This window comes from Allobosea sp. P4_E12 (assembly GCF_056401655.1).
In genome coordinates this window covers 80,688-106,766 of the sequence record NZ_JBFUIY010000021.1, presented here as the reverse complement: position 1 = coordinate 106,766, position 26,079 = coordinate 80,688, and the positions used below count along the sequence as shown (strand labels likewise).

23 protein-coding genes are annotated in these 26,079 nt (G+C 63.2%); 11 read left to right on the top strand and 12 right to left on the bottom strand.

All coding sequences use genetic code 11. From position 1 onward, the window contains the following. Nucleotides 1-252 (top strand): hypothetical protein (locus tag AC1DW9_RS24475; protein ID WP_476855200.1); only part of this gene is annotated, 252 nt, incomplete at its 5' end. 362 nt (nucleotides 253-614) lie between these two features. Here AC1DW9_RS24475 and AC1DW9_RS24470 read toward each other — a convergent pair. The 3 genes from AC1DW9_RS24470 to AC1DW9_RS24460 all read right to left on the bottom strand — a co-directional run bounded on the left by AC1DW9_RS24470 (nucleotide 615) and on the right by AC1DW9_RS24460 (nucleotide 4,791). Then, nucleotides 615-1,349 carry a hypothetical protein gene (locus tag AC1DW9_RS24470; RefSeq protein ID WP_476770547.1) on the bottom strand — a complete coding sequence of 245 codons (735 nt, stop codon included), beginning with the start codon at nucleotides 1,347-1,349 and terminating at the stop codon, nucleotides 615-617. 523 nt (nucleotides 1,350-1,872) lie between these two features. After that, a complete protein-coding gene (locus tag AC1DW9_RS24465; RefSeq protein WP_441508228.1) occupies nucleotides 1,873-4,269 on the bottom strand; it encodes a putative bifunctional diguanylate cyclase/phosphodiesterase in 2,397 nt (798 codons plus the stop codon). A gap of 60 nt (nucleotides 4,270-4,329) precedes the next feature. Further along, on the bottom strand, nucleotides 4,330-4,791 hold the full coding sequence (locus AC1DW9_RS24460) for a putative pterin-binding protein (protein WP_441508234.1): 462 nt from the start codon (nucleotides 4,789-4,791) through the stop codon (nucleotides 4,330-4,332). 246 nt (nucleotides 4,792-5,037) lie between these two features. On the opposite strand from AC1DW9_RS24460, the gene folE reads away from it, so the two are divergent. The 7 genes from folE to AC1DW9_RS24425 all read left to right on the top strand — a co-directional run bounded on the left by folE (nucleotide 5,038) and on the right by AC1DW9_RS24425 (nucleotide 12,450). After that, complete coding sequence (gene folE / locus AC1DW9_RS24455; protein WP_441508229.1) at nucleotides 5,038-5,703, top strand: GTP cyclohydrolase I; 666 nt, start codon at nucleotides 5,038-5,040, stop codon at nucleotides 5,701-5,703. 12 nt (nucleotides 5,704-5,715) lie between these two features. Next, nucleotides 5,716-6,225 (top strand): 6-pyruvoyl trahydropterin synthase family protein, encoded by a 510-nt coding sequence (locus AC1DW9_RS24450; protein WP_441508230.1) that lies wholly within the window; start codon nucleotides 5,716-5,718, stop codon nucleotides 6,223-6,225. Nucleotides 6,226-6,686: 461 nt separating this feature from the next. Continuing rightward, nucleotides 6,687-9,119, top strand: coding sequence for an arylsulfatase (locus AC1DW9_RS24445; RefSeq protein WP_441508231.1), 2,433 nt, complete (start codon nucleotides 6,687-6,689; stop codon nucleotides 9,117-9,119). A 57-nt stretch (nucleotides 9,120-9,176) separates the two neighbouring features. Next, entirely contained in the window at nucleotides 9,177-9,548 is a 372-nt protein-coding gene (locus AC1DW9_RS24440; RefSeq protein WP_441508232.1) for a hypothetical protein, read from the top strand. A gap of 218 nt (nucleotides 9,549-9,766) precedes the next feature. Continuing rightward, nucleotides 9,767-10,735 carry a Bug family tripartite tricarboxylate transporter substrate binding protein gene (locus AC1DW9_RS24435; protein WP_476775924.1) on the top strand — a complete coding sequence of 323 codons (969 nt, stop codon included), beginning with the start codon at nucleotides 9,767-9,769 and terminating at the stop codon, nucleotides 10,733-10,735. Nucleotides 10,736-10,748: 13 nt separating this feature from the next. Next, nucleotides 10,749-11,588 (top strand): alpha/beta fold hydrolase, encoded by an 840-nt coding sequence (locus AC1DW9_RS24430; protein ID WP_441508589.1) that lies wholly within the window; start codon nucleotides 10,749-10,751, stop codon nucleotides 11,586-11,588. 28 nt (nucleotides 11,589-11,616) lie between these two features. Continuing rightward, nucleotides 11,617-12,450, top strand: coding sequence for an amidohydrolase family protein (locus tag AC1DW9_RS24425; protein ID WP_441508590.1), 834 nt, complete (start codon nucleotides 11,617-11,619; stop codon nucleotides 12,448-12,450). Between the two features lie 4 nt (nucleotides 12,451-12,454). On the opposite strand, the gene AC1DW9_RS24420 is transcribed toward AC1DW9_RS24425, so the two are convergent. From AC1DW9_RS24420 to AC1DW9_RS24385, 8 genes are all read right to left on the bottom strand, one after another. Continuing rightward, nucleotides 12,455-13,189, bottom strand: a complete 735-nt coding sequence (locus tag AC1DW9_RS24420) for a GntR family transcriptional regulator (protein WP_441508591.1) — start codon at nucleotides 13,187-13,189, stop codon at nucleotides 12,455-12,457. 319 nt (nucleotides 13,190-13,508) lie between these two features. After that, nucleotides 13,509-15,626, bottom strand: a complete 2,118-nt coding sequence (locus tag AC1DW9_RS24415) for an acetate--CoA ligase family protein (protein WP_476775925.1) — start codon at nucleotides 15,624-15,626, stop codon at nucleotides 13,509-13,511. Nucleotides 15,627-15,700: 74 nt separating this feature from the next. Further along, nucleotides 15,701-17,335: an ABC transporter substrate-binding protein gene (locus tag AC1DW9_RS24410; protein WP_476775926.1), complete on the bottom strand. Its 1,635-nt coding sequence runs from the start codon at nucleotides 17,333-17,335 to the stop codon at nucleotides 15,701-15,703. Between the two features lie 41 nt (nucleotides 17,336-17,376). Next, entirely contained in the window at nucleotides 17,377-18,420 is a 1,044-nt protein-coding gene (locus AC1DW9_RS24405; RefSeq protein WP_441508594.1) for an oligopeptide/dipeptide ABC transporter ATP-binding protein, read from the bottom strand. After that, on the bottom strand, nucleotides 18,417-19,229 hold the full coding sequence (locus tag AC1DW9_RS24400) for an ABC transporter ATP-binding protein (protein ID WP_476775927.1): 813 nt from the start codon (nucleotides 19,227-19,229) through the stop codon (nucleotides 18,417-18,419). Before AC1DW9_RS24400 ends, AC1DW9_RS24405 begins: the two co-directional genes overlap by 4 nt. After that, a complete protein-coding gene (locus tag AC1DW9_RS24395; RefSeq protein ID WP_441508596.1) occupies nucleotides 19,226-20,128 on the bottom strand; it encodes an ABC transporter permease in 903 nt (300 codons plus the stop codon). The genes AC1DW9_RS24400 and AC1DW9_RS24395 overlap by 4 nt, the downstream gene beginning before the upstream one ends. Nucleotides 20,129-20,138: 10 nt before the next feature. After that, a complete protein-coding gene (locus AC1DW9_RS24390; RefSeq protein ID WP_441508597.1) occupies nucleotides 20,139-21,107 on the bottom strand; it encodes an ABC transporter permease in 969 nt (322 codons plus the stop codon). Between the two features lie 12 nt (nucleotides 21,108-21,119). Then, nucleotides 21,120-22,022, bottom strand: coding sequence for an amidohydrolase family protein (locus AC1DW9_RS24385; protein ID WP_441493497.1), 903 nt, complete (start codon nucleotides 22,020-22,022; stop codon nucleotides 21,120-21,122). A 270-nt stretch (nucleotides 22,023-22,292) separates the two neighbouring features. Between AC1DW9_RS24385 and AC1DW9_RS24380 the strand changes: the two genes are divergently transcribed. After that, nucleotides 22,293-23,072 carry an IclR family transcriptional regulator gene (locus AC1DW9_RS24380; RefSeq protein WP_441493496.1) on the top strand — a complete coding sequence of 260 codons (780 nt, stop codon included), beginning with the start codon at nucleotides 22,293-22,295 and terminating at the stop codon, nucleotides 23,070-23,072. Nucleotides 23,073-23,082: 10 nt separating this feature from the next. On the opposite strand, the gene AC1DW9_RS24375 is transcribed toward AC1DW9_RS24380, so the two are convergent. Then, nucleotides 23,083-23,802, bottom strand: a complete 720-nt coding sequence (locus AC1DW9_RS24375; protein WP_441508598.1) for a TetR/AcrR family transcriptional regulator — start codon at nucleotides 23,800-23,802, stop codon at nucleotides 23,083-23,085. Nucleotides 23,803-23,937: 135 nt separating this feature from the next. Here AC1DW9_RS24375 and AC1DW9_RS24370 point away from each other — a divergent pair, with 135 nt between their 5' ends. Together AC1DW9_RS24370 and AC1DW9_RS24365 are read left to right on the top strand one after the other, a co-directional pair. Next, on the top strand, nucleotides 23,938-24,993 hold the full coding sequence (locus tag AC1DW9_RS24370; RefSeq protein ID WP_441493494.1) for an ABC transporter ATP-binding protein: 1,056 nt from the start codon (nucleotides 23,938-23,940) through the stop codon (nucleotides 24,991-24,993). A 40-nt stretch (nucleotides 24,994-25,033) separates the two neighbouring features. Then, on the top strand, nucleotides 25,034-26,077 hold the full coding sequence (locus AC1DW9_RS24365) for an ABC transporter substrate-binding protein (protein WP_441493493.1): 1,044 nt from the start codon (nucleotides 25,034-25,036) through the stop codon (nucleotides 26,075-26,077). Nucleotides 26,078-26,079 lie beyond the last annotated feature (2 nt).

Below are 26,079 nucleotides of genomic sequence, written 5' to 3'. Positions count from 1 at the left end.
CGCCACATCCAGGACCTGTTTCCCGAGTTCGAGAGTGAACTGGCCTCGAAAACGCTGATTCCCCCCATTGCCTACCGTCTCGGCGCTCTCACCGACCCGCTCTATCCGGCGCTGACATTCTTCCCCGCCTTTCGATCGCACTATTTCGGCATGCTGCAACGGGCGTCTGCCGCCGTGGCCGAACCTGGGGACACCGTGTCCTCGCCATTGCGCCCGACCGAGCTCAAATCGGGACGGAGCGCTTCCGTCTGACGCCGATGAGCTTGTGCATGGGCTCGCGGGGAAACCGCGGGCCTCCTTGCGTTTTCCCGCCTGTCGAAGCTGAAGTTGCGTGGCGCGGGCGCTGCCAGGGCCCGATGGTGGGGCCCGGACAGCGACAGCACTCCGAGTGAAATCCGGGATGTCGCGGGCGACAGCCTCGACGACAGGGCCGGTGATCGCGGCGACCTCCACCGCGGCCGGCAGCTTAGGTCACCCCAGCCAATGCCGATCCCCCGCCCCGGCGCCTGAGCTACAGTATCGGCCCGGGAACCGGGTTGCGGTTTTCGGCAAAGCCGGTGAACTCACAGAGGGTTGGATCATCGGACGGAAAGCGGGATATCCGATCGGATAGACTAATGTGAGAGCGCCGCATAACCACGTGCTGCGGGCTCCTCAGCGACAACGCGCGATGGGCGCATCCTGGCCTGCACCTCGGCGGTGATCCGGTCGATCGACAGATTGCAGCTCGGGGCATCGATGCTGCTGATCCGGATCATGGGGAGCGCGCGTGCGCTGACCATGTCGGAGATCAGGTCGACATGGTCGACGTGGTCCAGGCTGCCTTGCAGGTCGATTTCGAGGTAGCGTTGAAGCGGGCCGATCTTCCGCCAGCGATCCCGAAGGCGCTCCTCCAGGAGGGGGCGTGGCGCCTCAAAGCGGACGAGCAGGTCCGGCTTCGGCACGATGTCGAGCGCGCGTCCGACAGGGTCGCGGTCGGTTATGCCGCTGAGCAGGATGAGCGAGGCCACTGCCTGCACCATGCCCTGATCGAAGATCGTGATCGCATCGGAGGCTTGCGCCGCCGTCCATTCGTGATGGAGCAGGGCCAGGTGCCAATACAGACGAATGAACCAAAGCCGGTCCTTCGGTGGCAGGATCCGGAAGAGCTCCGCGACGCCAGCGGCCGGACCGGCGGACCTGAGCAGCTTGACGCTGGCCAGACATTTGAGAATGCCGCGCCTCAGCGGATGGGCTCGCACACCGATCCGAGGGTTTACGACATAGCCGAGGCCGCGCAGATGGGCGGTCAGGGCGGAAACCATCGTCGTCTTTCCGGCGCCGGAAGGCCCAAACATCTCCAGGATCATCGCGAGCCTCTCCGTCTTGCCTGGGCGCCCGGGAACCGAGCACTGACTTCAGGGCATTTGGCTGCGCCATGGTCCCCGCGCCTGGCCATTCCCGCCCGTGCGTGCATTCCATGGATCGACGGCATTTCGCCTGCCCCTCCCCACCCAGGCCCGACGCAGATCGGCTTCGGCCCCAGACGGAATCCGGCCATTCCCTTGCTGCCTGGCCTCGCCGAAGCGGCGCTTGAGGCAGCCTTGGGAAACTAGGAAGGAGCCTTGCGAACGTCATCCTCCGTTCGAAGGATGAGGCTCAAGCCCCTGCCTCCCGGGCAGGATCGAGGCGGCGCGGTCGCGGGAAAGGATGCGCGAGGGTGCGCTGTCTCCGGCGGACTGGCCGGCCGGCGGCGGCGCCTCGGCTGGGCCGCCTGCCTGGCCGGGAGGACGGCTGCGTGGCCGCCAGGATCATCGGCCGGAGCGGATCCTGTGCCGGGATGGGTGGCAGCGGCGCGATGTCGCCCGCTTCCCTGGCAGGCGGCCTGCGGCGTCAGGCCGCGAGACGCATCTTCTCCAGGCGCGAGAAGACCTGCGCGACATCCGCCGCGGGGGTCGGTGGCCCGAAATAATAGCCCTGCACCTCGGTGCAGCCCACCGCCATGACCGCCTCCAGCTGTTCCCGTGTTTCGACGCCCTCGGCGGTGGTCGTCATGTTCAGGCTCTGCCCGAGATGGGCGATCGAGGTGACGATGGCGCGGCAATCCTCCTGCACATGCATGTCTTTGACGAACGACCGGTCGATCTTGATCTTGTCGAAGGGAAAGCTTCTGAGGTAGCTGAGCGAGGAGAAGCCGGTGCCGAAATCGTCCATGCAGGTGCGGATGCCGAAGCGGCGCAACTGGTGCAGCACGGCGAGCGTGGCATCGCTGTCCTGAAGCAGCACGGATTCGGTTATCTCGAGTTCGAGCCGATGAGCCGGCAGCTGGCTGCCAGCCAGCGCACTGAACACGATCTGGGCGAAGTCGTCGTTGCGGAGCTGGACGGCCGACAGATTGACCGATACCCGGGTGCCGTTCGGCCATTGCGCCGCATCGGCACAGGCGCGCCGCAGCACCCACTCACCTATCGTCACGATAAGCCCGGTCTCCTCGGCGACCGGGATGAATTCTGCTGGGGAGATCGCCCCCCGGACCGGGTGGGTCCAGCGCAGCAGCGCCTCGAAACTGACGATCTCCATCCGCTTCAGATTGACGATGGGCTGGTAGTAGACCTCCAGTTCGTTTTCCTGGAGCGCCCGACGGAGCGCATCTTCCAGCGCGCGCCGCGCGTCGATCTGCTCTTCCATGGGGGCCTCATAGAAACAGTAGGTCCCCCGCCCGGTATTCTTCGCCGCGTACATCGCCATGTCGGCATGGCGCAGCAGCGAATCGCAATCGCTACCATCCTTGATGGCCATCGCGATGCCGACGCAGGTCCCGATCCTGATGTCGCGACCGGCAATGCGGAAAGGCTGCCCCATGCGTTCGACGATGCGGGAGGCGATCCGGCGAAGCTCGTCGAGATCGGGGTACCCGCGACACAGGACAGCGAATTCATCGCCGCCGAAGCGAGAGACGATATCGCTGCCGCGGACCGCCTTCTTCAATCGGACGCTGACGGATTTCAGCAGCGCGTCGCCCAGTTCGTGACCGAGCGTGTCATTGACGGTCTTGAAACGATCGAGGTCGAGATAGAGCACGGCGAAACTGCCGGCCTCGCCGTGATGAAGTTCGAGCGCGCGCTCCAGATGTTCGCGAAACTGGGCGCGGTTCGGCAAATCCGTCAGCGCATCATGATGCGCCATATAGGCAATGCGCTCCTCCGAGCGCCGGCGCTCGGTCACGTCCTCATAGGTCGCAACCCAGCCGCCATCCGGCATCGGCTGCTGCGAGACGGAGCAGACCGTGCCGGCGGCCAGCTCGAACGAGAACGTCGCCGATCGCGGTCCCGACGCAATGGCCTTCTGATGGGCGAGCAGGGCAGCGAAGCGCTCGTCAGCCACGGTCGTAAGACTCGCCCCCGGCTTGGTGCTCGACGCCGGCAGCTCGAACATCTGGCGAAAGCGCTCGTTGCAGACGATCAGGCGGTGTTCGCCGTCGACCAGCAGCAATCCCTGCGACATGTTGTTCAAGGCCGCATCGAAGCGCTGGTTCTGGGTCCGCAATTCGATGTCGCGCAGCACCAGCATCTCGTTCTGATTCTTCAGGCTGTCGTTCTTGCTGGAAATGTCCTCATTAGCGCGTTCGAGTTCGCCCTTCGCGTCCTTCAGCCCGTCGGTCAGCACATGCATCTCGCGATGGGCATGATTGAGCAGCCGGTTGCGAAAATGAAGCAGCAGGACCAGGCCAAGCGACATCAGCACGAGCGTCACGATGATGCCCGAGAAGAACCAGTGCAGGCTCAGAAGCTCACGTTGATCGCCATCGACCTGATCGCCGGAAATGCGGTTGGCCGCCGCTGCAAGGCTCGACATCTTCTGGTCGAGCGGCGCCAGTCGCGCACGGATCCGCGCGGCATTCTCTGGGTTGAGATGGTCGACCCAGGGTTCGATCTCGGCCAGGGCCTGGCGGAATTCATCGACGGTCGCGCGCCTGTCGGCACCTTGATTGACGAACTCCTCGAACTCGCCGGAGCTGAGCAGGCTGAGGCGGTTGAGCAGGATCTGATAGCGCAGCGCCACCTCGTCGGCGTCGACCTTGCTGGACGGAATGCTGAAGCTGGCGACGCGCTCCTGGAAGCGCTGGAGCTCGACGACGGACTGGCTCGCAAGCCAGGTTACATTGTAACGCGCCGTCTGTCGGATCAGATTCTGCTGCTCGACGATAAGACTTGATACATACAATGCAGACAAAACGAGGCCGACAAGAACGGCCCCGAGAAAGGTTTCTATCTTCCGCATCTTCAGCATGAGTTAATCCCGGCAGATTCTCCCACAGATGCTAGACAGTTGCCATTATCTACCCTCTCCCTAGCGGACAATCAACTTTGAAACCTGCCAGGCCGAGCGGCTGTAGAACTTCTGGCTGCGCAACTCAGGGTTGCTGTCATAGGGATAGACGATGAACAGCGGCCCCTTGTCCCGGATCGGCATGTATTCAGCGTTGCGCTTCAGCGCCAGGATGACGTTGTACTTCGCGAAGTCCTCGAGCGGTATTTCTGTCGTATAGTCGTTGAGTGCGATCGCTTGAACGGTGTCGCCCTTGGCGCCGACCGACTTCATCAGTTTATCGAGGGAGATGCCCTCGAACTTCTGCGGTCCGGAGTACCACGGGGTATTGGTTTCGATTGTCATGAGGCCCATCGCCTCGAGCGCGGCGCGATCGAACTGTGCGGAATCCCCGCTATTGGTCACGGAGATCTTTCCGGATATCGTCAGGATGACCTTGTCCGTCGGAGCGGCCAAGGTCTGGGCGCTGACTGTCCCGGCCATGAGCAGACCAATGGACGAGATCGCGCCCAGGGTGATTCCACGTCGCAATGTGTCTATAGACATGAGGGGCTCCCGATCGGTCCAAGCTCGAAATCCTACGAGCCGGCCATTAAAAACCTCTAAAGCGGAACTCGGTTAAATTATTGATATACTTACACAAGAACCCCGCGAATTCCCCTGCGATTTTGACGTACTAACCCGACCCACGTGCGACCCCTACCGCCCACGAAGGCATCTGGATGCAACATGTCACGAGCGAATAGCCTATCGAATTCAGCCCGCCTCGGAAACCACGCGGTCGAGGGCTACCTGGACAAGACCGAGCGGGCGGACATGCGGGCCGCGGCTGCGAAGAAGATCGAAGAGCTGTTCGATATTCTGCAGATCGACCACCAGAACGATCATAACACGCGCGATACACCGGCGCGGGTCGCCAAGATGTTCGTCGAGGAACTCCTGCACGGCCGCTATAACCCGCCGCCGAAGATCACCGAGTTCGACAATGCCACGAGCTATGACCAGCTGATCGTCACCGGCCCGATCGATGTCCGCTCGACCTGCGCCCATCACCTGATGCCGATCTATGGCGTGGCCTTCATCGGCGTCCTGCCGTCACCGGAAGGCAAGATCATCGGCCTGTCGAAATATGATCGCATCATCCAGCATTTCGCAGCCCGCCTCCAGATTCAGGAAGAGCTGGTCAAGCAGATCGAGCAGCATATCGTCGAGACCACCAATCCCCGCGGCCTGGCGGTGAGGATCAGCGCCGTCCACATGTGCAAGACTCATCGCGGCGTTCGGGCCAGTCATGCCAGCCGCATGGTGAACAGCTCATTCTACGGCGAATTCGCCACAAACGATTCATACAAGGCCGAATTCCTGCAGGAATGCACATCCCTGGAACGCCGGTAGGGACCCGAATCAATGGATAGCGTGGTAATGATGCAGGACCACAGGCCTTCGCGAATCGTTCACCGGGACGTCTATCGGTCGACCAAGACCTATGACTTCGTCGAAGGCTTGTCCTGCTGCTTCCGGCAATGGCGCGCAACGCATTCGCATTGCAGCCTGGTTCACGGCTATGCGCTGTCCTTCAAATTCATCTTCGCCACCCACGAGCTCGACGAGCGCAACTGGTGCTTCGATTTCGGCGGGATGAAGGAGATCAAGACCTGGTTGAAGCACATGTTCGACCACACGATGATCGTCGCGGCCGACGACCCGCATCTCGACGCGTTCCAGGGGCTGGCCGACAAGGGCCTTGTCGACCTGCGGATCATGCCCGCAGTCGGCTGCGAGGCGACAGCGCGCTACACGTTCGACCATGTTGCGGCCTGGCTTGCCAATCAGATCGGCGAGCGTGTCTGGCTGGAATCGGTCGAGGTCCGCGAGCATGACGGAAACTCGGCGATCTTCGAGCGTCGGCAGGGCTAACGGCTGACGCTTCAAAACCGGCGCTCCATTCGCAGGCCAGATCGCGGCCCGACCTACCGGCTTTCAGGCCAATCCGGAGGATCGGCTCCGGCGAATTTCCGGGGGAAGCGGGGCAGATCCGTCACTGGAGGCGCAGACGGTTCAGCCCCGACGTCGCATCCTGATCGGCGATGCGGGCTGCCGCCGATCGCAACGGCACATTCAGCGCAGGCCATGTGAGGATTGCCCCCTCCGCGCGACACAAGTCACAGCAGGTCGTGGATGCCGGATCGGGACCGAACCCGGTATGCTGTCGACCGGATGATCGCGGCATGGTCATTCCTTGCCGGATTCAGCGGTCAAAGCGTCCGATTCTGCCTAGACCTCCAGTTGAACCGAGATCATGATGGGCGGTCCCCCGGGTGGGAGCGCAGTTTTTTCGCAGCGATGTACCGGTCTCTTCAAGGCAGCGGGAGTTTGCTATGGCGAAACTCGGTCGCAGCGCCCTCGCCGGCGCGAGCCTTCTCACCCTGGTCTGCCTGCCGGCACTGGCTCAGCAAGTCACTGGCACCCTAGGTTCGCCAAGCGCGACGACGACGCTTAACGGAAAGCAGTTGCCGCCCCCCGATCCGAGATTCGGCGGAGTGATCAACCAGAAGGCTTCCGAATCGAAGGCTTGGTGGGCGCCAAGCATCGTGCCGCCAAAGGGCGCGCCCAACGTGCTGCTCATCATGACCGACGATGTCGGCTTCGGTGCGCCGGGCACCTTTGGAGGCGTTGTCCCAACTCCGGCGCTCGACCGCATCGCAAATAGCGGGATCCGCTACACGAACTTCCACTCCACGTCGCTGTGCTCACCGACGCGCGCGGCGCTGATCACCGGGCGCAACCATCACGTCGCCGGTTTCGGCGTGGTGGGCGAGATCGCGACGGGGTTTCCAGGGTACAATTCGATCATCCGGAAGGAGAACGGCACGATCGGGACGATCCTCAGAGAGAATGGCTACGCGACCTCGTGGTTCGGCAAGAACCACAACACACCCTTCTACCAGGCGAGCCAGGCCGGACCATTCGATCAATGGCCGACCGGATTGGGCTTCGACTATTTCTACGGCTTCGTCGGCGGAGACGCGAGCCAATGGCAACCAAATCTCTTCCGCAACACGACGCCGATCTATCCGTTCCAGGGCGCATCGAACTGGAACCTGACCACAGCCATGGCCGACGAGGCCATCCAGCATATGAAGCAGCTCAAGGAGGTCGCGCCGGACAAGCCGTTCCTCGTCTACTATGTCCCCGGTGGCACGCATGCGCCGCATCATCCCACGCCGGAGTGGATCGCCAAGATCAGCGACATGCACCTCTTCGACGGCGGCTGGAACACCCTGCGCGAGACGATCTTCGCCAACCAGAAGAGGCTCGGCATCATGCCGGCCGAGGCCAAGCTGACCCCCTGGCCCAAAGAATTGCCGGAGTGGGATTCGCTCGGTTGGGAGGAGAAAAAGCTCTTCACCAGGCAAATGGATGTCTACGGCGCCTATCTCGCCTATACCGATCACGAGATCGGACGGGTCATCCAGGCCGTCGAGGACCTCGGTCAGCTCGACAACACCCTGATCATCTATATCAGCGGCGACAATGGCGCGAGCGCCGAGGGCATGCTCAACGGCACGCCGAACGAGTTCACAACCTTCAACGGCGTTGCAGTGCCCGTGAAGGACCAGTTGCTCTGGTACGAGTTCTGGGGCTCGGAGCGAACCTTTCCGCATTTTGCCGCCGGCTGGGCCTGGGCGATGAGCACGCCGTTCAAATGGGTCAAGCAGGTCGCCTCGCACTTTGGCGGAACGGCCCAGGGCATGGCCATGTCCTGGCCCGGCCATGTCAGGGATGTGGGCGGCATCCGGCGGCAGTTCCACCACATCATCGATATCGTGCCGACGATTCTGGAAGCGACCGGTGTCGCTGCCCCCGCTACTCTCGACGGCATCAAGCAGCGTCCGTTCGACGGCGTCAGCATGATGTACACCTGGGACAAGGCGAGTGTGGCCGTGCCATCCCGGCGCAAGACCCAGTATTTCGAAATGCTCGGCAACCGCGCGATCTACAATGACGGCTGGGTGGCGGCCACGACTCCGGCGACCCTGCCCTGGGCACTGAGCACGGCCACGCCTCCGGATGTGATCACGGGCTACAACTGGGAGCTTTACAACGTCAGGCAGGACCCCACGGAGTCCAATGACCTGGCTGCGAAATTGCCGGACAAGGTCAAGCAGATGCAGGCGTTGTTCTATTCGGAAGCCAAGAAATACGACGCACTGCCGCTCGACAATTCGTCGCTCGCGCGCTGGAACACACCGCGTCCGAGCCTGACGGCGGGCCGAACGCTCTTCACCTATTCAGGAGAGCTGTCCGGTGTGCCGCCGAGCGCTGCCCCAAGGATCCTCGACAAGTCGTACACCATCACCGCAGAGGTTGAGATTCCCGAGGGCGGCAGCGAAGGCATGATCGTGACCGAGGGCGGACGCTTCGGTGGTTATGGCCTCTTCCTCAGCAAGGGCGAATTGGGGATCGGCCGCGGCAAGCCTGTGTTCCTTTACAATCTCCTCGATCTGCAGCGGACGATCTGGGAAGGGCCGGAACTGACGCCGGGAAAACACAGCATCGTCTTCGACTTCAAATCCGACGGCCCGGGCCTGGGCAAGGGCGGCACCGGCGTCCTTTCCGTAGACGGACAGGAAGTGGCCAGGAAATCGATGGACCACACCATCCCGATCACGTTTCCCGAGGACGAAAGCTTCGATGTTGGCCTGGATACCCGCACCGGGGTCGCGCTGCTGGAGCATCGCTATGACCCACCGTTCAAGTTCACCGGCAAGATCAAGAAGCTGACCGTCAAGCTCGAGCCGGTGCAGTGAACGCAGCCAGATCCCTGCGCGCTCCCGTGCCTCTCGTGCGAATATTCGATCAACAAGATGGACCGGGCCCAGGCGATGAAGAACGTGCTGACGATCGCCGCCGTGGCAGAGATCGCAACCGGTCTGGCGCTGCTGGTCGTGCCTTCATTCGTCGCGCAAGTGCTGCTCGGCGAGGAACTGGACGGGGCTGCCCTGCAGATCGCGAGCATTGCGGGTATCGCCCTGGTTGCACTGGGGATCGCCTGCTGGCCCGGCCCGCCTCTGCTGGGCATGTTGATCTATAGCGGGGCGGTCGCACTCTATCTCGCCTATCTCGATCTTACCGGAGCTTCCGGCGGCGTCTTGCTATGGCCAGCGGTCATCTTCCACGCCGTCCTGACCGCACTATTGCTCCGGTCGATCGCGCTGGCGGTTCGCGCGGCGAGATAGGGAGACGGCCGGATATCGGCCGGTCTGGGCCAATCTCGCAGGGTTCGGCGCAGATGCACGAACCCTCTCGTCACGAAGCCCTAGATGTCGTCAGCGTCGCGCAGCACAAGGACATGATCGCCGAGCAGTACAAGCATGATTCCTCAGGTCATTGGCATGACCCATTGACAGCATAATGACTGCGTGTCACCAAGGCTGCGGCTCAAGGGAGACTGCCAATGAAGATGGCCAAGCTGGTCGCTACCGGTGCATTGGGCTTACTGGCCTGCATAGGCTGGACGGGAGCCAACGCGTCAGACCCCTACCCGCAGCGCTTCGTCACGCTCGTCGTACCCTTCCCCGCCGGAGGCAGCTTCGACGTGATCGGCCGTCTCGCGGCCCGGGCTCTCAGCGAGAAATGGGGGCATCAGGTTGTTGTCGAGAACAAGCCTGGCGCAGCCGGCGACATCGGAGCGGCCAGCGTGGCAAAGGCCGCGCCCGACGGATATACGCTGTTGCTCGTCAGCGACGGGCTGCTCAGCAATGACAGCCTGATGACGCGCCGGCTCTTCGACCCGCTGAAGGATTTCAAGCCGGTCACCCTGATCGCCCGCTCACCGCAGGTGCTGGTCGGCGGCCCTGCCCTGAAGACCAGGACGCTGGTCGAGATGGTGAAGCAAGGCGGCGGCACGGATTATCGTTTCGGCACCGCGGGCACAGGAACGCCCGGCCATCTCGTCGCCGAATTGCTGGCAAAGGTCAGTGGGTTGACGCTGACCCATGTGCCCTATCGCGGGGGCGCCCCCGCCCTGACCGACGTCCTCGGCGGCCAGATCGAGCTGGTCTCGACGGGCTTGCCGGCCCTGATCGCCGCCATCCAGTCCGGCTCGGTCGTGCCGCTCGCCGTCTCCTCCGAGAAGCGCTTTCCATCCCTTCCCGACGTTCCCACGATGGCGGAAATCGCCCCCGGCGCTTCGGTAGAGACCTGGTATGGCATTGTCGGCCCAGCCGGACTGCCTGATGCGCTGCGCGACCGTATCCACGCAGACACCGTGGCCGTCATGCAAAGCCCCGCGATCACGGCACGGCTGATCGACAATGGCTTCGAGTTCGTCGGCGCCGGCCCTGCCGAGTTCAGCGCTGCCATGGCGCGTGATCTGCCGCGCTGGCGCGAGATCGTGACCCTGTCCGGTCTCAAGCCTCAATAGCGGAAGCATCCTGATGTTCAGTATCGAAGGTGCCCAGATCGCTGCACGGGCGGCGGACGGTTGCGCGATCAACGCCACTCTGATGCAGGCAGGATTTCCTGGCGCGCCGCGCATCCTCCTGATCCACGCCCTCGCCATGAGCTGGCGGCAATGGCGCGGCGTCGCGGCGGCGATCGACCAGGAAGCGACAGTCGTGGCGCTCGATTGCCGTGGCCATGGCGCGTCCGAGCGGCGGCGCGGCCCCTATAGCTGCGAGATGATGGCGGCCGATTGCATCGCCGTCCTCGACGAACTCGGCTGGGAGGAGGCTACGGTCGTTGGCTGCTCGATGGGCGGCTGCGTGGCCCAGGCGGTCGCCGCCGGTTTTCCGCAGCGCGTATCGGGCCTCGTGCTGGCCGACACGACGGCGACCTACGGCCACCAGGCCTTGCCGGCCTGGCGCGAGCGCGGCGAACGCGCGCTGCGCGACGGCATGGGCACGCATATCGACTTCCAGCTGGCACGCTGGTTCAGCGACTGCTTCCGGGCGAGCAGCCCCGAGATCGTCGAGGACTGCCTGGCCGTGTTCCAGGCCAACGACCTGCATTGCTATGCCGATAGCTGCGCCATGCTGGGCGAGACCGATCTGCGCCCAGCCCTGAAGGCCATCCACTGCCCCACGACCATCCTGGTCGGCGAGTTCGACCACGCGACACCGCTCGCCATGGCCGAGCAGCTCGCAGAGGCAATCGCGGATGCGCGATTGGTGATCATCCCCGATGCCAAGCATTTCGCCCCGGTCGAAAAGCCTGACGTCGTGGCGAGGGAAATCCTGGCAATCGCCCGGCACCCGGCCGCGGCGCAGGTGAACTGAACAAGAAAATCATGCTGGAGGAAACGCCATGACGATGAATCGCCGCCATTTCTTATGGGGAAGCGCTGCAGCGATGACGCTGGGGGCCGGCGCGGTCCGGGCCAGTGCGCGCCGCATCTTCGATTCCCACTGTCACATCATCGATCACGCTTTCCCGATCGTACCCAATCAAGGCTATACGCCACCGCACTACCCTCTCAGCGAGTACCAGGCAGCCACCCAGCCGCTCGGCGTCCGCGCCGGAGCGATCGTATCCGGCTCGTTCCACGGCTTCGACCAGACCTATCTCGAGAGCACCCTGGCGAAGCTGGGCAAGGGCTGGGTCGGCGTCACGCAGGTGCCGAACACGATTGCCGACGGAGAGATCGCGCGGCTGAGCACGCTGGGTGTCCGGGCGCTGCGCTTCAACATGTTCCGCGGCCGCATCGACAGCGTCGACGACCTGATGTCGCTGGCGACCAGGGCCCACGCAGCCGGCCAGTGGCACGCCGAAATCTATGCCGATGCGGCAGCGCTCGGTCCCTATGTCGACAAGCTCACCAAGCTGCCGCAGATCGTCATCGACCATCTCGGCATGACCGAAGCGGGCCTGCCTGTCGTGCTCGATCTCGTCGACGCGGGCGCGAAGGTGAAGGCCACCGGTTTTGGCCGGGCCAAGCTCGATATTGCCAAGGCGCTCGAACGGATTGCCGCCAGAAATCCGAGCGCGCTGGTGTTTGGCACCGACCTGCCCTCGACACGCGCCGAGCGCCCGTTCCAGCCTGCCGATATCGACCTCGTCGAAAAGGTGCTGGGGGCTGACCTCGCCGGCCGCGCCTTCTGGGATAACGGCCTTGCCCTCTACCGGGTCTCCGCGACCTGAGCCCTCAGGTCAAGCGCACCTTGTAGCGAAAGCGATCTCCCCGGCCATAGGCGCGGCGCCAGTCGATCGGCGCGCCATTGGCATCCATGGAGGTTCGCTCGACGACGATGATCGGGTCGCCCACTGGCACATTCAGCAGTGCGGCCCTGGTCGCATCGGCGTGGCCCAGCGAGAGTTCATCCTCGACGGCCGCGACCACCTGCCCGAACTCGCGCTCATAGACCGGGTAGAGCAGCGGCCCGATCTCCGCCTCCGGCAGGTCCGCAAACCGGGCAAAGCGAGGCAAGGGCAGGAACAGATCTTCCGAGATGGCCGGCTCGCCGGCCCAAAGCCGCAGCCGCAGCACCTTCAGGACCTGTGCGCCCGGCGGCAGTCGCAGTGCCGCCGCCACCTCCGCATCAGGTTCGATGATCTCGCGCTTGAGCAGACGGCTCTCCGGCACGGTCTTGCCGGCATGTGCCCCCGCATCCTTGAAATTGAACCAGCGAAACAGGCTGCCATCGAATGAGGGGCGCCGCACAAAGGTGCCGCTGCCCTGCCGGCGCTCCAGCAAGCCCTCGCGCATGAGTTGCTCCACGGCCTTGCGCACCGTGTTGGTCGAGACGCCGTATTCCCTGGTCAGAACCTGTTCGGAGGGGATGGTCTGGCCCGCTTCCCATTCAAGCGATGCGATGCGGGACGCGAGGGCATCGCGCAGGCGCGCATGCAACGGCAAACGCTCGTCAGTATTCTGCAGCATGTCCTTATTCCGTACTCGGGCCTGTCAGGGCGGACGTCCCACCATCTGATGATGCCTACAGCCTAACAACCTCAAGCTGGGAGGAAAAACATCTACGGCCAAGATTCTCGCAGGAAGCGCACCGGAATACGGAACGCTGATCGGTGTCCCCCCCGGCGCACCCTGCATGGCACGCGCATACGGCGATCCCTCTGCCGGGTTTCGGCATCCGCACCAAGTCTTGGCGGCGAGCGCACCGATGCCTCGGCCCGACCGGCGCAGGCGGGAGGCCTGACGCCGCCTCGCCGCAACCGATCAGGCGCTGCCGTCACAATTGCTGTCAGCCACGAACGAAGAGTGCATCGACAACGCGAACCTCACCCGAACCTTTTCGGATGAGAACCGGATTCAGATCGCATGCCGCCAGCAAGCCCTCGAAATCGCTAGCGAGTTGCGAGAGCTTCACCGCGAGATCGACCAGATGGCTCGTGTCCGTTTGGGGCATCAAATTGCGATACCCTCCCAATATGCGGTCGAGCTTGGTCCGGCGGAGCATCGCACCTGCCTGCTCGTGATCGAGCGGCGCAAGCGCGACCGCTCGATCGGCCAGGAGCTCGACCAGCGTGCCGCCACTGCCCAGGACGATCATCTGGCCAAATGGCGGCGCAGCCGTGAATCCAGCCATGGCCTCGACACCGTCGACAAGCTGCTCCTGCAATTCATAGCCGTCGATCGTCGCAGCCGGCAGCGCCCTGCCGACATTCTCGGCAATGGTCGCGATCGCGCGGCGCAAGCCGTCCTCATCGCGGACGTCCAGCACGACGCCGCCAACATCCGACCGGTGCTGCACGTCCCGGGATGCGACCTTGACCACCATGGGAAATCCGAGCTCGCCGATACGGGCGACCGCTTCGCCTTCGTCCTTCACCACGATCGATTTGACCAGAGGGATGCCGTAGGCGCGCAGCAGCCGGAATGACAGTTCGGCATCGAGAGTGCCCGAGCATTGCTCGATCTCGCGCCTCAGGCTGGCGACCTCCTTGTTGAACGGCGTCCGCGCGGCGCTGCGCTGGCGCGCCCAGGAGCCGGCGGGCCCCGGCTTGCCGAGCGCGAGATTGCCGACGGCGCGAAGTCCGGCGTGAAGCCCGCGCAGCAGCGGCACACCGTGATCGGCCAGCATCGAACGAACGCCCGGATCGACATTCTCCGAAGTCGGCGAGATCACGACCAGCGGTGTTTCACTCGCCTTGCCGGCCTCGGCATAGACGCCGAGCACATTCATGTAATTCTGCAGCGTCGCAGGGTTAAGGCTCTCCTGCGTATCCTGAAGGGCGACGACGGCACCGACATTCTCGTCACCGAGAACCGCCTTCATGGCCTCAGGCGTATTGCGGTCCTCAACATTGACCGTCGCTCCGAAATCGACCGGATTGTTGCCGGCCGTTCCCGGCAAGGCAGCACGCAAGCGTTGCCCGGTCGTCGCGCTGTAGGCCGCAACAATTACGCCCTGCAGTTCCGCAACATCGCAGGCCAGGGCGGTCTGACCGCCGGAAATGCCGACGATGCCGATGCTTGCTCCCCGGACCATGCGCCGCGCCACCGCCGAGCATTCGAGCGCCGCGATGAGCTCGTCATAATCCGCGACCGTCGCGATATTGGTCTCCCGAAAGAAGCTGTCATAGGCGTCGCGATCACTCACCAGAGCCCCCGTATGGGCCTGGGTGGCCGCAACGCCGACATCCGAGCGACCAACCTTGAGCACCACCAGGGACTTGCCCGCGGCATGAACGCATTCGGCGGCCTCGGCGAGCGCACGGGGAGACTTGATTGACTCCGCGACCACCCCGATGACCCGTGTCTCATCGTCGTCCGCAAACCAGCGCACATAATCTGCGGCCGCAACCTGGAACTCGCTGCCGACGGTCACGACCTTGGAAAGCCCGATGACCGTCGAGTTCATCACCGAGATCGCCGCCGATCCGGATTGGGCCACCAGCGCGACGTTGCCGGGCCTCAGGCGCAGCGACGGCCTGGATGGGTAGAGCGGGATCGAGTCGGTGAAATTGACCAGCCCCATGCAGTTGGGGCCGTGCAAGACGATGCGGCTCTGGGCGCCGAATGCACGAATTGCCCTCTCCTCGTCATGCGAGAATCCGTTGGTGAAGACGATCGCCGAGCGTACGGAACTCGACTCGAGTTCCTGCAACATGCCCGGCACATGCGCTGCGGGAATGGCAATGATCGCAAGGTCAGTCTCCGCGCGGATCTCGGCAACCGAGTTGACGGCGCGCAGACCTTCGATCTGATCGGCCTGGGGATGGATCGGGAGGATCTCCCCCGTGTAGCCCCATGATTTCAGATTGCTGATGACCACGTTGCCCTGCGTGACGCGCTTCGCCGAGGCGCCGATAATGGCCACCGAGCGTGGCCTGACCATGGGGGTGACGTCGATATGCAAGGCGATATGTCCTTCGATAGCGATGTGCCGTCGCAGCCGCCATCGGCGGCTGCGGGCGCTGTGTCCGACGGAAGTTACTGCTTGTCTTTCGGGAGCCAGGCTTCCGCCCAGTTCGGATGGGTGTTGAACGAGAAGTTGAACTGAGCGTCCAAGTTCTTGAAATTGTTCGTCACGGCCTCGAAGACGCGCGAATTCGTCAGCGCAAGCTGGTTCAGATCGCGCGCGATGATCTCGGCATAGATCTTGTAGTGCGCCTTCTGCTGATCCGCCGGCGCCGAAGCCGCATTGGCCGCGACCTTGTCGAACTCGGGATTACAGTAGCTCGTCGGGTTGGCGTAGGGGACGCTGGTCTCATTGCAGACGAAGCTGCGGTCGACGCCGAGAACCGGGTTCGAGCGTCCGGTCAGCGAGATGATCGACGCATCGAAATCATGCTGGGTATAGACCTTGTTGGTCCAGATCTGCTGATCGAGCGCGCTGAGCTTCACGTCGATGCCGAGCGCCGTCCACTGCGCCTGCACGACCTGCGCCACCGCGTCGTAGGGAGCGGCCGAAATCACGGCCAGCTCGAGCGCGAAGCGCTTGCCGTCCTTCAGCGGAAATCCGGCCTCGTCGAGCAATTGGGCGGCGCGCTTCGGATCATAGGCATACATCGTGTCATAGTTGACCGACGGGTCATGCAGGTTCTTGAACTGCGTCGGGATGGCGTTCTTGGCGGTCTCGGCCAGCCCCTGGTAGACATCCCTTACGATCCGCTGGCGATCGATGGCGTGGAACAGCGCCTGCCGGACCTTGACGTTGTTCATCGGCGAACGCCGCAGATTGAAGTCGATGACGGCAGTTTCTGGCGCGTTGGTGACGATCGGCACGACACGGAACGAGCCCCGCTTCGCCGCCTGCTGCGTCGCCGGGACCTGTACCACCTCGGGCCGGAACCAGTTGACCTCGCCGTTGACGATGGCGTTGAGGCGCTGCTGCGGGTTCGGGATGAGCGCGAAGATCACCGAGTCGAGATAGGGCTTGGGCGCCTCCCAATAGTGCGGGTTGCGCACGAAGGTGATCGACTGGCCGCTGACCCATTTGTCGAACTTGAACGGGCCAAGGCCCACCGGAGCGATATTGGCTGGGTGAGTGGCGATGTCCTTGCCCTCGTAGACGTGCTTCGGCATCAGCGGAAACACTTCCTTGTCGAACAGATCGAGCGTCGCGGTCAGCGGCTGCTTGAGCGTCAGGACGAAGGTCTTGTCGTCGGGAGCCGAGGCCTTCTCGACCAGCGGCATGAGCTTGGTGAGATAGGTGTTGAACTTGCCGAAATTCTCCAGCGTGAAGACCACGTCGGCGGCAGAGAACGGCTTGCCGTCCGACCACTTCACGCCCTCGCGGAGGTTGAAGGTGTAGGTCTTGCCGTCCTCGGAAATGGTCCAGCTCCTTGCCAGGCGCGGAACGCGATTGGCTTCGCGGTCATAGGTCATCAGCCCGTCCGCCCAGACATCAGCGGCGAACAGCGCCGGGACCGACGATGTCATCTGGGTGTTCAGATTCGGAATTGTCGTAGAATTCAGCGCGGCGATGACCGTGCCACCCGGGACGGGCTTGCCATCGTCCGCCTGGGCTCCGGCGGAGAGCAGAAGGCTCGACGCTCCCGCAAGCAGTGAGATCGCGCCCAGCCTCTGCATCGTCCACGCATCGCCTCGTTTAGCCGTGTCCATGATGTGCTCTCTCCCTTTGGCTTTTCTGGGTAGTCCCTGAATCAGATCTCGACGGGCCTCGGCGTCCTCTCTACGGGGGCCACACCTGCCGGACGCGATGACGCGCCGATTTCGTCCGCGCGGTGACAGGCCACAAAGGTTCCGGTCTGGCCGACCGGTTTCAGCGCGGGGTCGGCCGTCGCGCAGATTTCGATCGCAAAGGGGCAGCGGTGGCGGAACCGGCAGCCGCCCTGCATGGGCTCAGGCATATCCGCTCGCACTTGTGTCGCGCTCAGGCTGCGGATCCGGCCACGGCGTGGATCGAGCGAAAGCCGCGCATCGAGCAACAGCCGGGTATAGGGATGGAAGGGGCGCTCGTAGATCGAGCGGCCGATCTCGACGATCCGGCCGCGATACATCACGGCGGTCCGGTCGGCGATCGACTCCATCGCTCCGAGATCGTGGCTGATCACCACGAAGCCGACATTGGTCGCCTTGTGCAGATCCCGCATCAGCTGCAGGACCTGGGCCTGGACCGAGACGTCGAGGCTCGACAGCGGTTCGTCGGCGATGATGATCGCGGGCCGAAGCATCATCGCCCGCGCAATCGCGATGCGCTGCTGCTGCCCGCCTGAGAGCTGGTGCGGATAGCGGTCGAGATAGTGGTCCGGGGGGTTAAGGCCGACCGCGGCAAGATGGCCGGCGAGAAAGGCCCGCGTCTCGCGCAGCGTAGCAAGCTCATGGCGCTGAACGATGTAGCCGAGCATGCGCTCGACCGTCATGCGGGGGTTCAGTGACGAGGCCGGGTCCTGAAACACGGCCTGGACCTGGCGTCGGAACGCCTGCCTGGCGGAGGTGCCGAGCGAAGCCAGCGAGGTGCCGCGAAACTGCACGTCGCCCGCCGTCGGACGGTTCAGCATCAGCAGCAGCTTCGCCAAGGTGCTCTTGCCGGAGCCGGATTCACCAACGATCGCCAGGGTCTCACCCTCGTTGACGTCAAGATCGACGCCATCGACCGCCCGAACCGTGTTCCAGCCGGGTCCGTTGGCGTTGCGGCTGGTGTAGAGCTGTTCGACGCGAGTCATTCGCATGATCGGAGCGGTCATGACTGAAGCTCCCGCGTCAGCCGGCGCGTGCTGAGATCGATCAGGCGCCGGGAATAGTCGTGCTGGGGCTGCTCGAAGAGCGCGATGGTCTCGGCGCTCTCGATCACCTTGCCGGCGCGCATCACGTAGACCCGATCGCAAAGCTCGGCGACGACACCGAGGTCGTGCGTGATGATGGCCATCGCCATGTTGCGCTCCTTGTGCAGCCTGTAGAGCGTCTGCAGGACCTGCAGCTGCACGGTCGCGTCGAGGGCCGTCGTCGGTTCGTCGGCAAAGAGAAGCTGAGGATCGCTGGCCAGCGCGATCGCGATCATCACGCGCTGGCGCATGCCGCCCGAAAGTTCATGCGGGTAGCGACGAGCGAGATTGGCCGGGTCGGGTAGACCTACTTCGTCCAGAAGGGTGAGAACGCGGGTCTTGTCGGAGCCGCGCCCTGCATCCCGGGAGAGCGCCTCGTGGATCTGCCGGCCGATCCGCTGCGTCGGGTTGAGATAGCCGAGCGGATCCTGGAAGATCATCGAGAAGCCGCGCCCGCGGCGCAGGGCCCGCAGGTCGCCGTCGTCCATCGCAAGGATATCGCGGCCCTCGAAGGCAAGCCTGCCGCTCAGTTCCTCGATGTTCACGTTCGGCATCAGGCGTGTCACGGCTCGCGCCATCGTGCTCTTGCCCGAACCGGATTCGCCGACGATGCCGACGCATTCGCCCCGGCCGAGCTGGAAATCGACCCCGTCGATCGCCTTCACGACCTTGTGGCCGAGACGCAGATGGACCTTCAGGTCGCGCACGTCGAGAAGAAGCGATGCGCTCATTGCAGCCCTCCCATCCCGTTCGTGCTGCGCGGATCGATGACCTCGTTCAGCCCGTCGGCAAAGAGATTGAGGCCGACCACGGTGATGCAGATGGCTGCGCCGGGAAACAGGCTCATCCACCAGGCGCTGTCCATGTAGTCCTGCGCGACGAAGAGCAACCGGCCCCAGCTCACCCTGCTCGGATCGGAGAGGCCGAGGAAACCGAGCCCGGCCTCGATCAGGATGGCGATGCTCGCGTCGAGCGCGACCTGCACGATGATCGGCTGCATCGCGTTGGGCAGGATCTCGCGGAACATGATGTGGGCCGTCGAGAGGTCGGCGACGCGGGCGGCAGCAATGAATTCGCGGTCGCGAAGCTTGATGTACTGGCCGTAGACGAGGCGGGCCTCCATCGGCCAGATCGCCAGCGCCACCGCCGCGATCAGGAGCCAGAAATTGGAGCCGAACAGCGCGACGGCACAGAGCACGAGAATGATGACGGGAAGGGTCTGGAACAACTCCACCAGCCGCATCAGCGCCGCCTCGACCGGGCCCTGGAAATAGCCGGCCAGGACCCCGAGAGTGCCGCCGACGAGCAGTGCGGCCAGCGCCGCCCCGAGCCCGACGAGCAGGGACGAGCGGCTGCCATGGACGACGAGCGAGAACACGTCCCGGCCGATATTGTCAGTGCCGAACAGGAACTGGGACGATGGCGGCGCGAGACTCAACTGGGTCTGCTCCAACGGATTGTAGGGTGCAATCAGCGGAGCAGCGGTCGCCACGATCACCAGGACGATGAGGATGCCTGCTCCGAGCGCGCCGTGACGCGTTCCGAAGAGATTGGCGACATGGGCCTGCCAGCTCCCGACCGGGATGCCGTTGCCGGATGCCGGCGCCATGGCGGTTTTGCTGTCTGACATGGCTTCGACCTCACCGCATGGTTCTGATGCGCGGGTCCAGCGCCGCGTAGAGGAGATCGACGATCAGGTTCATGGCGACGACGGCGACGGCCGAGAAGATCACGACACCGACAACCGTCATGTTGTCCCTGAGCCGGATCGAGTCGACGAGCAGCAGGCCAAGGCCCGGCCAGGTGAAGACCGTTTCGAGCAGGACGGCGCCGCCGAGCGCGGAGCCGAAGGCATAGCCGGCGATCGTGACCAGGGGCAGGCTCGAATTGCGCATCACGTGGTTGCGGATGATCTGCCCGCGGCTCAGGCCCTTGGAGCGTGCGGTGATGATGTAGCCTTGCGACAGCGTGTCGATGACGCTGGCGCGCATGATCCGCGCGATCCGCATGCCCTCGTGGATGCCGAAGGCAAGGACCGGCAGCGCGAGATAGCGCAGCTTTTCGAAGAGCCAGGCGACACCATGCGTGCGGCTGATCAGGGGGCCGATGCCCTGGGTCGGAAACCAGCCGAGCCGGAGTGCGAACAGCATCACCAGGAGCTGGCCGAGCCAGAAAGTCGGGATCGCGTAGGCGATCAGGGCGGTGGTCGTCCAGAACTTGTCGACGCCCGGCCGGCGTGTCGTTCCCGCCGCGATGCCGATCGCCATGCCGAGCGGAATCGCCAGGGCGAAGCTGACCGATGCGAGCAGGATCGTGCGGGGCGCCCGTTCGAGGATGAGGTCGAGGACCCCGCGCTGGTTCTGATAGGAGAAACCGAAATCGCCCTGCGCGACATTGAGGAGATAATTGCCGACCTGAACGAGGAAGGGGTCGTTCAGGCGATACTTCTCTTCGATCGCCTGCCGATACGCCGGCGGAACGGGGTAGTCGCCGACGAGGGCCTGCACCGGATCCCCCGGGATCATGTGCAGCATGGAGAACATCAGGATGATGATCGCCAGGAGCAGAGGGATTGCGTAGAGCGCCCGCCGGCCGACGAAGCGAAGCATCGGACCCCGCCCTCAGTTCAGCCGGAAGAATTCAGCGGCGTTGCCGTACAGCCATTTCTCGATGACCTTTTCCTTGAGCGGCAGCTGCTTGTACTGCTCGATGATGCTCTCGAAAGAGGTCCCGAACAGGTAGCGCGACAACCCGACCATGACCTTGTCCTGGAGCAGCGTGTTGCCGAACTGAAGGAACTGCTCCCACCCGGAACCGGGCTGGCTGAAATACCGGGGATGGTGGGCCGCCGTGTCGACATAGAGCCGCGGGTGCCGGCGGAGCAGCCCGACCATCTCGTTCACCCAGGGCCAGCCGGCGAGGCCCGCCACGATCCTGAGCTCGGGGAAGTCGATGGCGACATCATCGAGATAGCGCGGATGCCCGAGATCATAGGGCCGGTCATTGGCGTAGTTCATCGCCGTGTAGATGCGGACCGGGACGTCGAGCTCGGCTGCCTTCGCGTAGAGCGGATAGTAGCGGCGATCATTGGCCGGCACGCCGTTATAGAGCGCCGACAGGCGCAGGCCGTTTGCGCCCTCCTCCTTGACCAGCCGCTCGAATTCGCGAACCGCCCGCATGCCGTCGAAGGGATCGAATGTCGTGAACAGGAAGAAGCGGCCGGGATGGGCCTGGTGAATCCGGCCCGTCGCACTGTTCTCGGCGCCGACCAGCAATCCCCGCGCGATACCGGCACGGTCCATATCCTCGACCAGCCGCACGAGACCGCCGTCGTCAGCCTCCCCCTTCTTCGGAGCCGCCTCTTTGCTCCTGAAGACATTCCCGTAATTGGCGAATCCGTAGCCCTCGGGCCGCGGCAGCGACTGGGCGAAGGGCGTGCCCGGCCGTCCTCGCGAGATGCGCTCCAGATCCGGATTCGCCTCGCTATGAGGCAAGCTCAGTTCCATGTCGATCACGCGGCTCATTCACATTTTCTCCGTGACGAGTGCAGGCGCAGATATCCACCCGCCTTCGACAATTGAGCGCTCGCTTCGGGGGTGAGTCAAGAGAGTGATTAATTTCTTCCAGAAATGTTCACTATCTTGACATTTGAGCCAAAGAGGCCAATTCTCACCCCGACAACGCCGGGGCAGGTCGAGGCTCTCAAACCCGCTCATCAAGCGCATCCGGTAATTATCAAACAATAATCGATCGAAATAATACGAACGAAGCCAACTACATAGATGGAGAAATTCTTGAAGATCCCCGCAGACGATCCCGACATCGCAACAACTCTCGTCAAGGGACTGGCTGTTCTGGAGACTTTTCGTCCGAATCGCACATTGATGAGCAATGGCGAGATCGCGAAGGAATCGGGGATCAACCGTTCCACGGTCGCACGTTTGACCTATACGCTGGAAAGAATGGGCTACCTCAGGCAGGAGAAATCCAAGTTCCGGCTGAGCTGGCGCGCGCTCATGCTGGTCAACCCGCTGCTGGTCAACCTGAAGCTGCTGCACATCGCGCGGCCCTCGATGCAGAAGCTGGCTCAGGACCTCGGAGGGACCGTCTCGATCGGCACGATCGACCGAACCAACTTCGTCTATCTCGAGACCTCGCGGGTGAACGAGAACATCTGGACCTCGCCCGACCTCGGCACGATCGGGCCGCTGCTGCCGGCCACGATCGGTCATGCGCTCGGCTCCCTCCTGTCAGAGGACGAACTCAAGCTGAAGCTCGAAGAAATGAAGCGTCGCTCGCCCGAACTCTGGACGAAATACTCCGAATCCTTCCTGCAGGGCGTCATCGATTGCCGCAGCCGGGGGTTTTCTGTGGCCAAGGGCGTCTGGATTCCGGGCACCCATTCCGCTGGCGTGCCGCTGATCCGGGACGCCAACGGCGATTGCTTCGGCATGAACTGCCGGGTGCCTGTGTTCCGGCTCAGCCCCAACCAGATCGAGGACGAGGTCGCACCCCGCTTGATTTCGCTGGCTGCGAATATTCGCAATCAGCTGAGCTATATCATGCCGAGTTGACGGCGATCACTCAGTCGACCTGGCGTAGCCTTGGCAAACTCGCCCCCGGCGCAATGCGCTCGAGCGATTGCGAACCGTAGATCGTCGAGAACCACATATCGGATAGGGTGCTCGCCACGAGTTGGGGCTTGGCTTGAAACCCAGCGAGCGAAGGCTGGGTCTGCCCGTAGATCTTCAACAACAGCTCATCGACCATTCCGATCAGGCAGAAGATGGTCAGTTTGAGTTTTTCAGCATCCCACAGCTCGAGCTGTCCTTCGCGGCGCAGCCTGGCGAGGACGCGCTCCACCATGGCGTTGTCGGCGCTACGGCCAACCTCGGCGATCAGCTCGTCCTCGTCCTTGAGCCGGAAATGGCAACGCATGAGTCCGACATTGCGACGGAAGCATTCGACATAGTGCAGGTTGGCCTGGTGGATTGCTTCGTATTGCGACGCATCACGGGCAATTGGGTGGCGCGATGCGCGCACGAACATGAAATAATCGGCGATAGTCTTAGCAACGACATCGCGTTTGGCTGCGAAATACCGGTAAAACGTCCCGTGCGCGACACCAGCGGTCGCCGCAATGAGATCAACCGAAATTGCGTGATAGTTTTTTTCTCTGAGAAGGCGCGCGGTTGCCAGCTCGAGCTGCAGCTCAGTGCGAATGATCTTCTTCTCGCTTTGCGCGGCAGCCAAGCGTTTCTCCAGGTAATCCACGTAATCGAAATTTACGTTTTCCAACAACAAGGGCCCGCCCTTCTCACTATCGCTTCTGACAGCACACTCAATCGCGCCGCAATCTCAATACCAGCATAGCGCGCTTGACAAAAAATGACACTATCGTCACTTTTCAAATATGCCTCTCATTCGGAGCCGGATCAAATGAGTTCGACCGGAGCGACGATCGATTTCAGAAGCGTTCGAAAGACGTATGGAAAGTTCGTCGCGCTGGAGAGCTTCTCGATGCATGTCGAGCGCGGGGAGTTCATGACCCTGCTCGGGGCGAGCGGCTCTGGAAAGACGACCGCCCTCAACGCGCTGGCAGGCTTCACGGATATCGACAGCGGTGAAATTCTCATCGACGGAGTGCCGATCACGAAGCTGCCGACGGAGAAGCGCGACATCGGCATGGTGTTCCAGAGCTATTCGCTCTTTCCCCATCGCAATGTCATCCGCAACATTTCCTTTCCCCTCGAGATGCGCGGCGTGCCGCGGGCCGAAGCCCGGCGGCGCTCGGAGAAGGCGCTCCAGATGGTGCGGCTGGACACACTAGCGAACCGCATGCCGCACGAACTGTCCGGGGGCCAGAAGCAACGCGTGGCCTTTGCACGCGCGGTCGTGTTCGAGCCCCGGGTGCTGTTGATGGACGAGCCGCTGGGCGCCCTTGATCTGAAGCTGCGAGAGACACTCCAGCTCGAGATCAAGGAATACCAGCGCCAGATCGGGTGTACCGTCATCTATGTCACCCATGATCAAGGCGAGGCGCTGACGCTCTCCGACCGGCTGGCGGTCATGGACAAGGGCCAGGTCCTGCAGATCGGCCCTCCGGAAGAGCTCTACGACAAGCCGCAATCACGCTTCGTCGCGGAATTCGTGGGTGCAAACAACATCCTCAAGGTCGAGGGCGCCGCGCCAGCGTCCGTCATGCTCGAAGGGCTTGGCCGCGTGTCCGGGAATGTCGCGCATCTCTCGGCGGCCAGCTTCGCGTCAATCCGGCCGGAGCTCATCCAGATCCGCCAAGATGCCGCCGGCGCGCATCGGGCCACCCTCGCGGAGGCCGTCTTCTTCGGCAATTCCGTCCGCTACGTGCTGCGCGCTGCGGACGGCAAGGACATCTCGGCCATCGAGCCACGCAGGCCAGGACAGGACGTGCTGCCGCTGGGCACGCCGATCAGCTTCGATCTCAACGTCGCTGACCTCGTCTCGCTCACGGGTTGAGCTTCCCAGACCACCAAAAAAACTCAGGGGACTATCGATCATGACGATGACCAGAAGAGCTTTCGGAATCGCCACAGGTGCACTTGCCGGCGTTTTCGCGTTCAAACCCTCTTTCGCTCAGGACGTGACCATCGTCGTCAACGGCTCCGGCGGGGCGCTCGCCACGATGATCACGAAGATCTTCGAAGAGCCTTTCACCAGGGAGACGGGAATCAAGGTCAGGCCGACAGCACCCGTGAGCCTTCCCAAGCTCAAGGCCATGGTCGAGTCCGGCAATGTCGAGTGGGATCTGACCGAGCTGAACGGCGACGACGTCGTGACCGCAACCAAAGCCGGATGGCTTGCAAAGATCGACTATTCGATCATCGATCCCGACAACAAGCTGCCGGCCATCGCAAAGCAGCCGACTGCGATGGTCCGGGCCTCTTATTCAACCGTGATCGCTTTCAGGACCGACAAATTCGGCAACGGCAAGACGCCGCAATCCTGGGCCGATTTCTGGGACGTCAAAGCTTTCCCGGGCCCGCGCTCGCTGGAAAATTCGCCCAAGGGCAACCTCGAATTCGCCCTGCTTGCCGATGGCGTTCCGCTCGACAAGCTCTATCCGCTCGACGTCGACCGCGCCTTCAAGAAGCTCGACCAGCTCAAGCCCCATATCCCGGTCTGGTGGACCAACGGAGCCCAGCACGTCCAGTTGCTGATCGACGGCGAGGTCAGCATGACTTCATGCTGGAACGGCCGCATCACCCCCCTGAGGAACGAGGGCAAGCCCGTCGACATCACCTTCAAGGGCGGAGCCCTGATGCTCTCCTTCCTCGCCATTCCAAAGGGCGCGAAGCACCCCACCGAGGCGATGCGCTTCATGAAGGCTCGCATGGACCCTGCGGCATCGGCGGCATTCGTGAAGCAGGTCCCCTACCCCGGCTTCGTGCCGGGAATGATGGAATTGCTGGACCCAGCCTTCGCAGCGACCCTGCCGACCTCGCCCGAAAACGCGGCGGTGCAGTTCGAGTTCAACAGTGCCTGGTGGGCAGAGAATCTCGACGCGGTCTCAACACGCTGGAACGAATGGCTGCTGATCTGAGC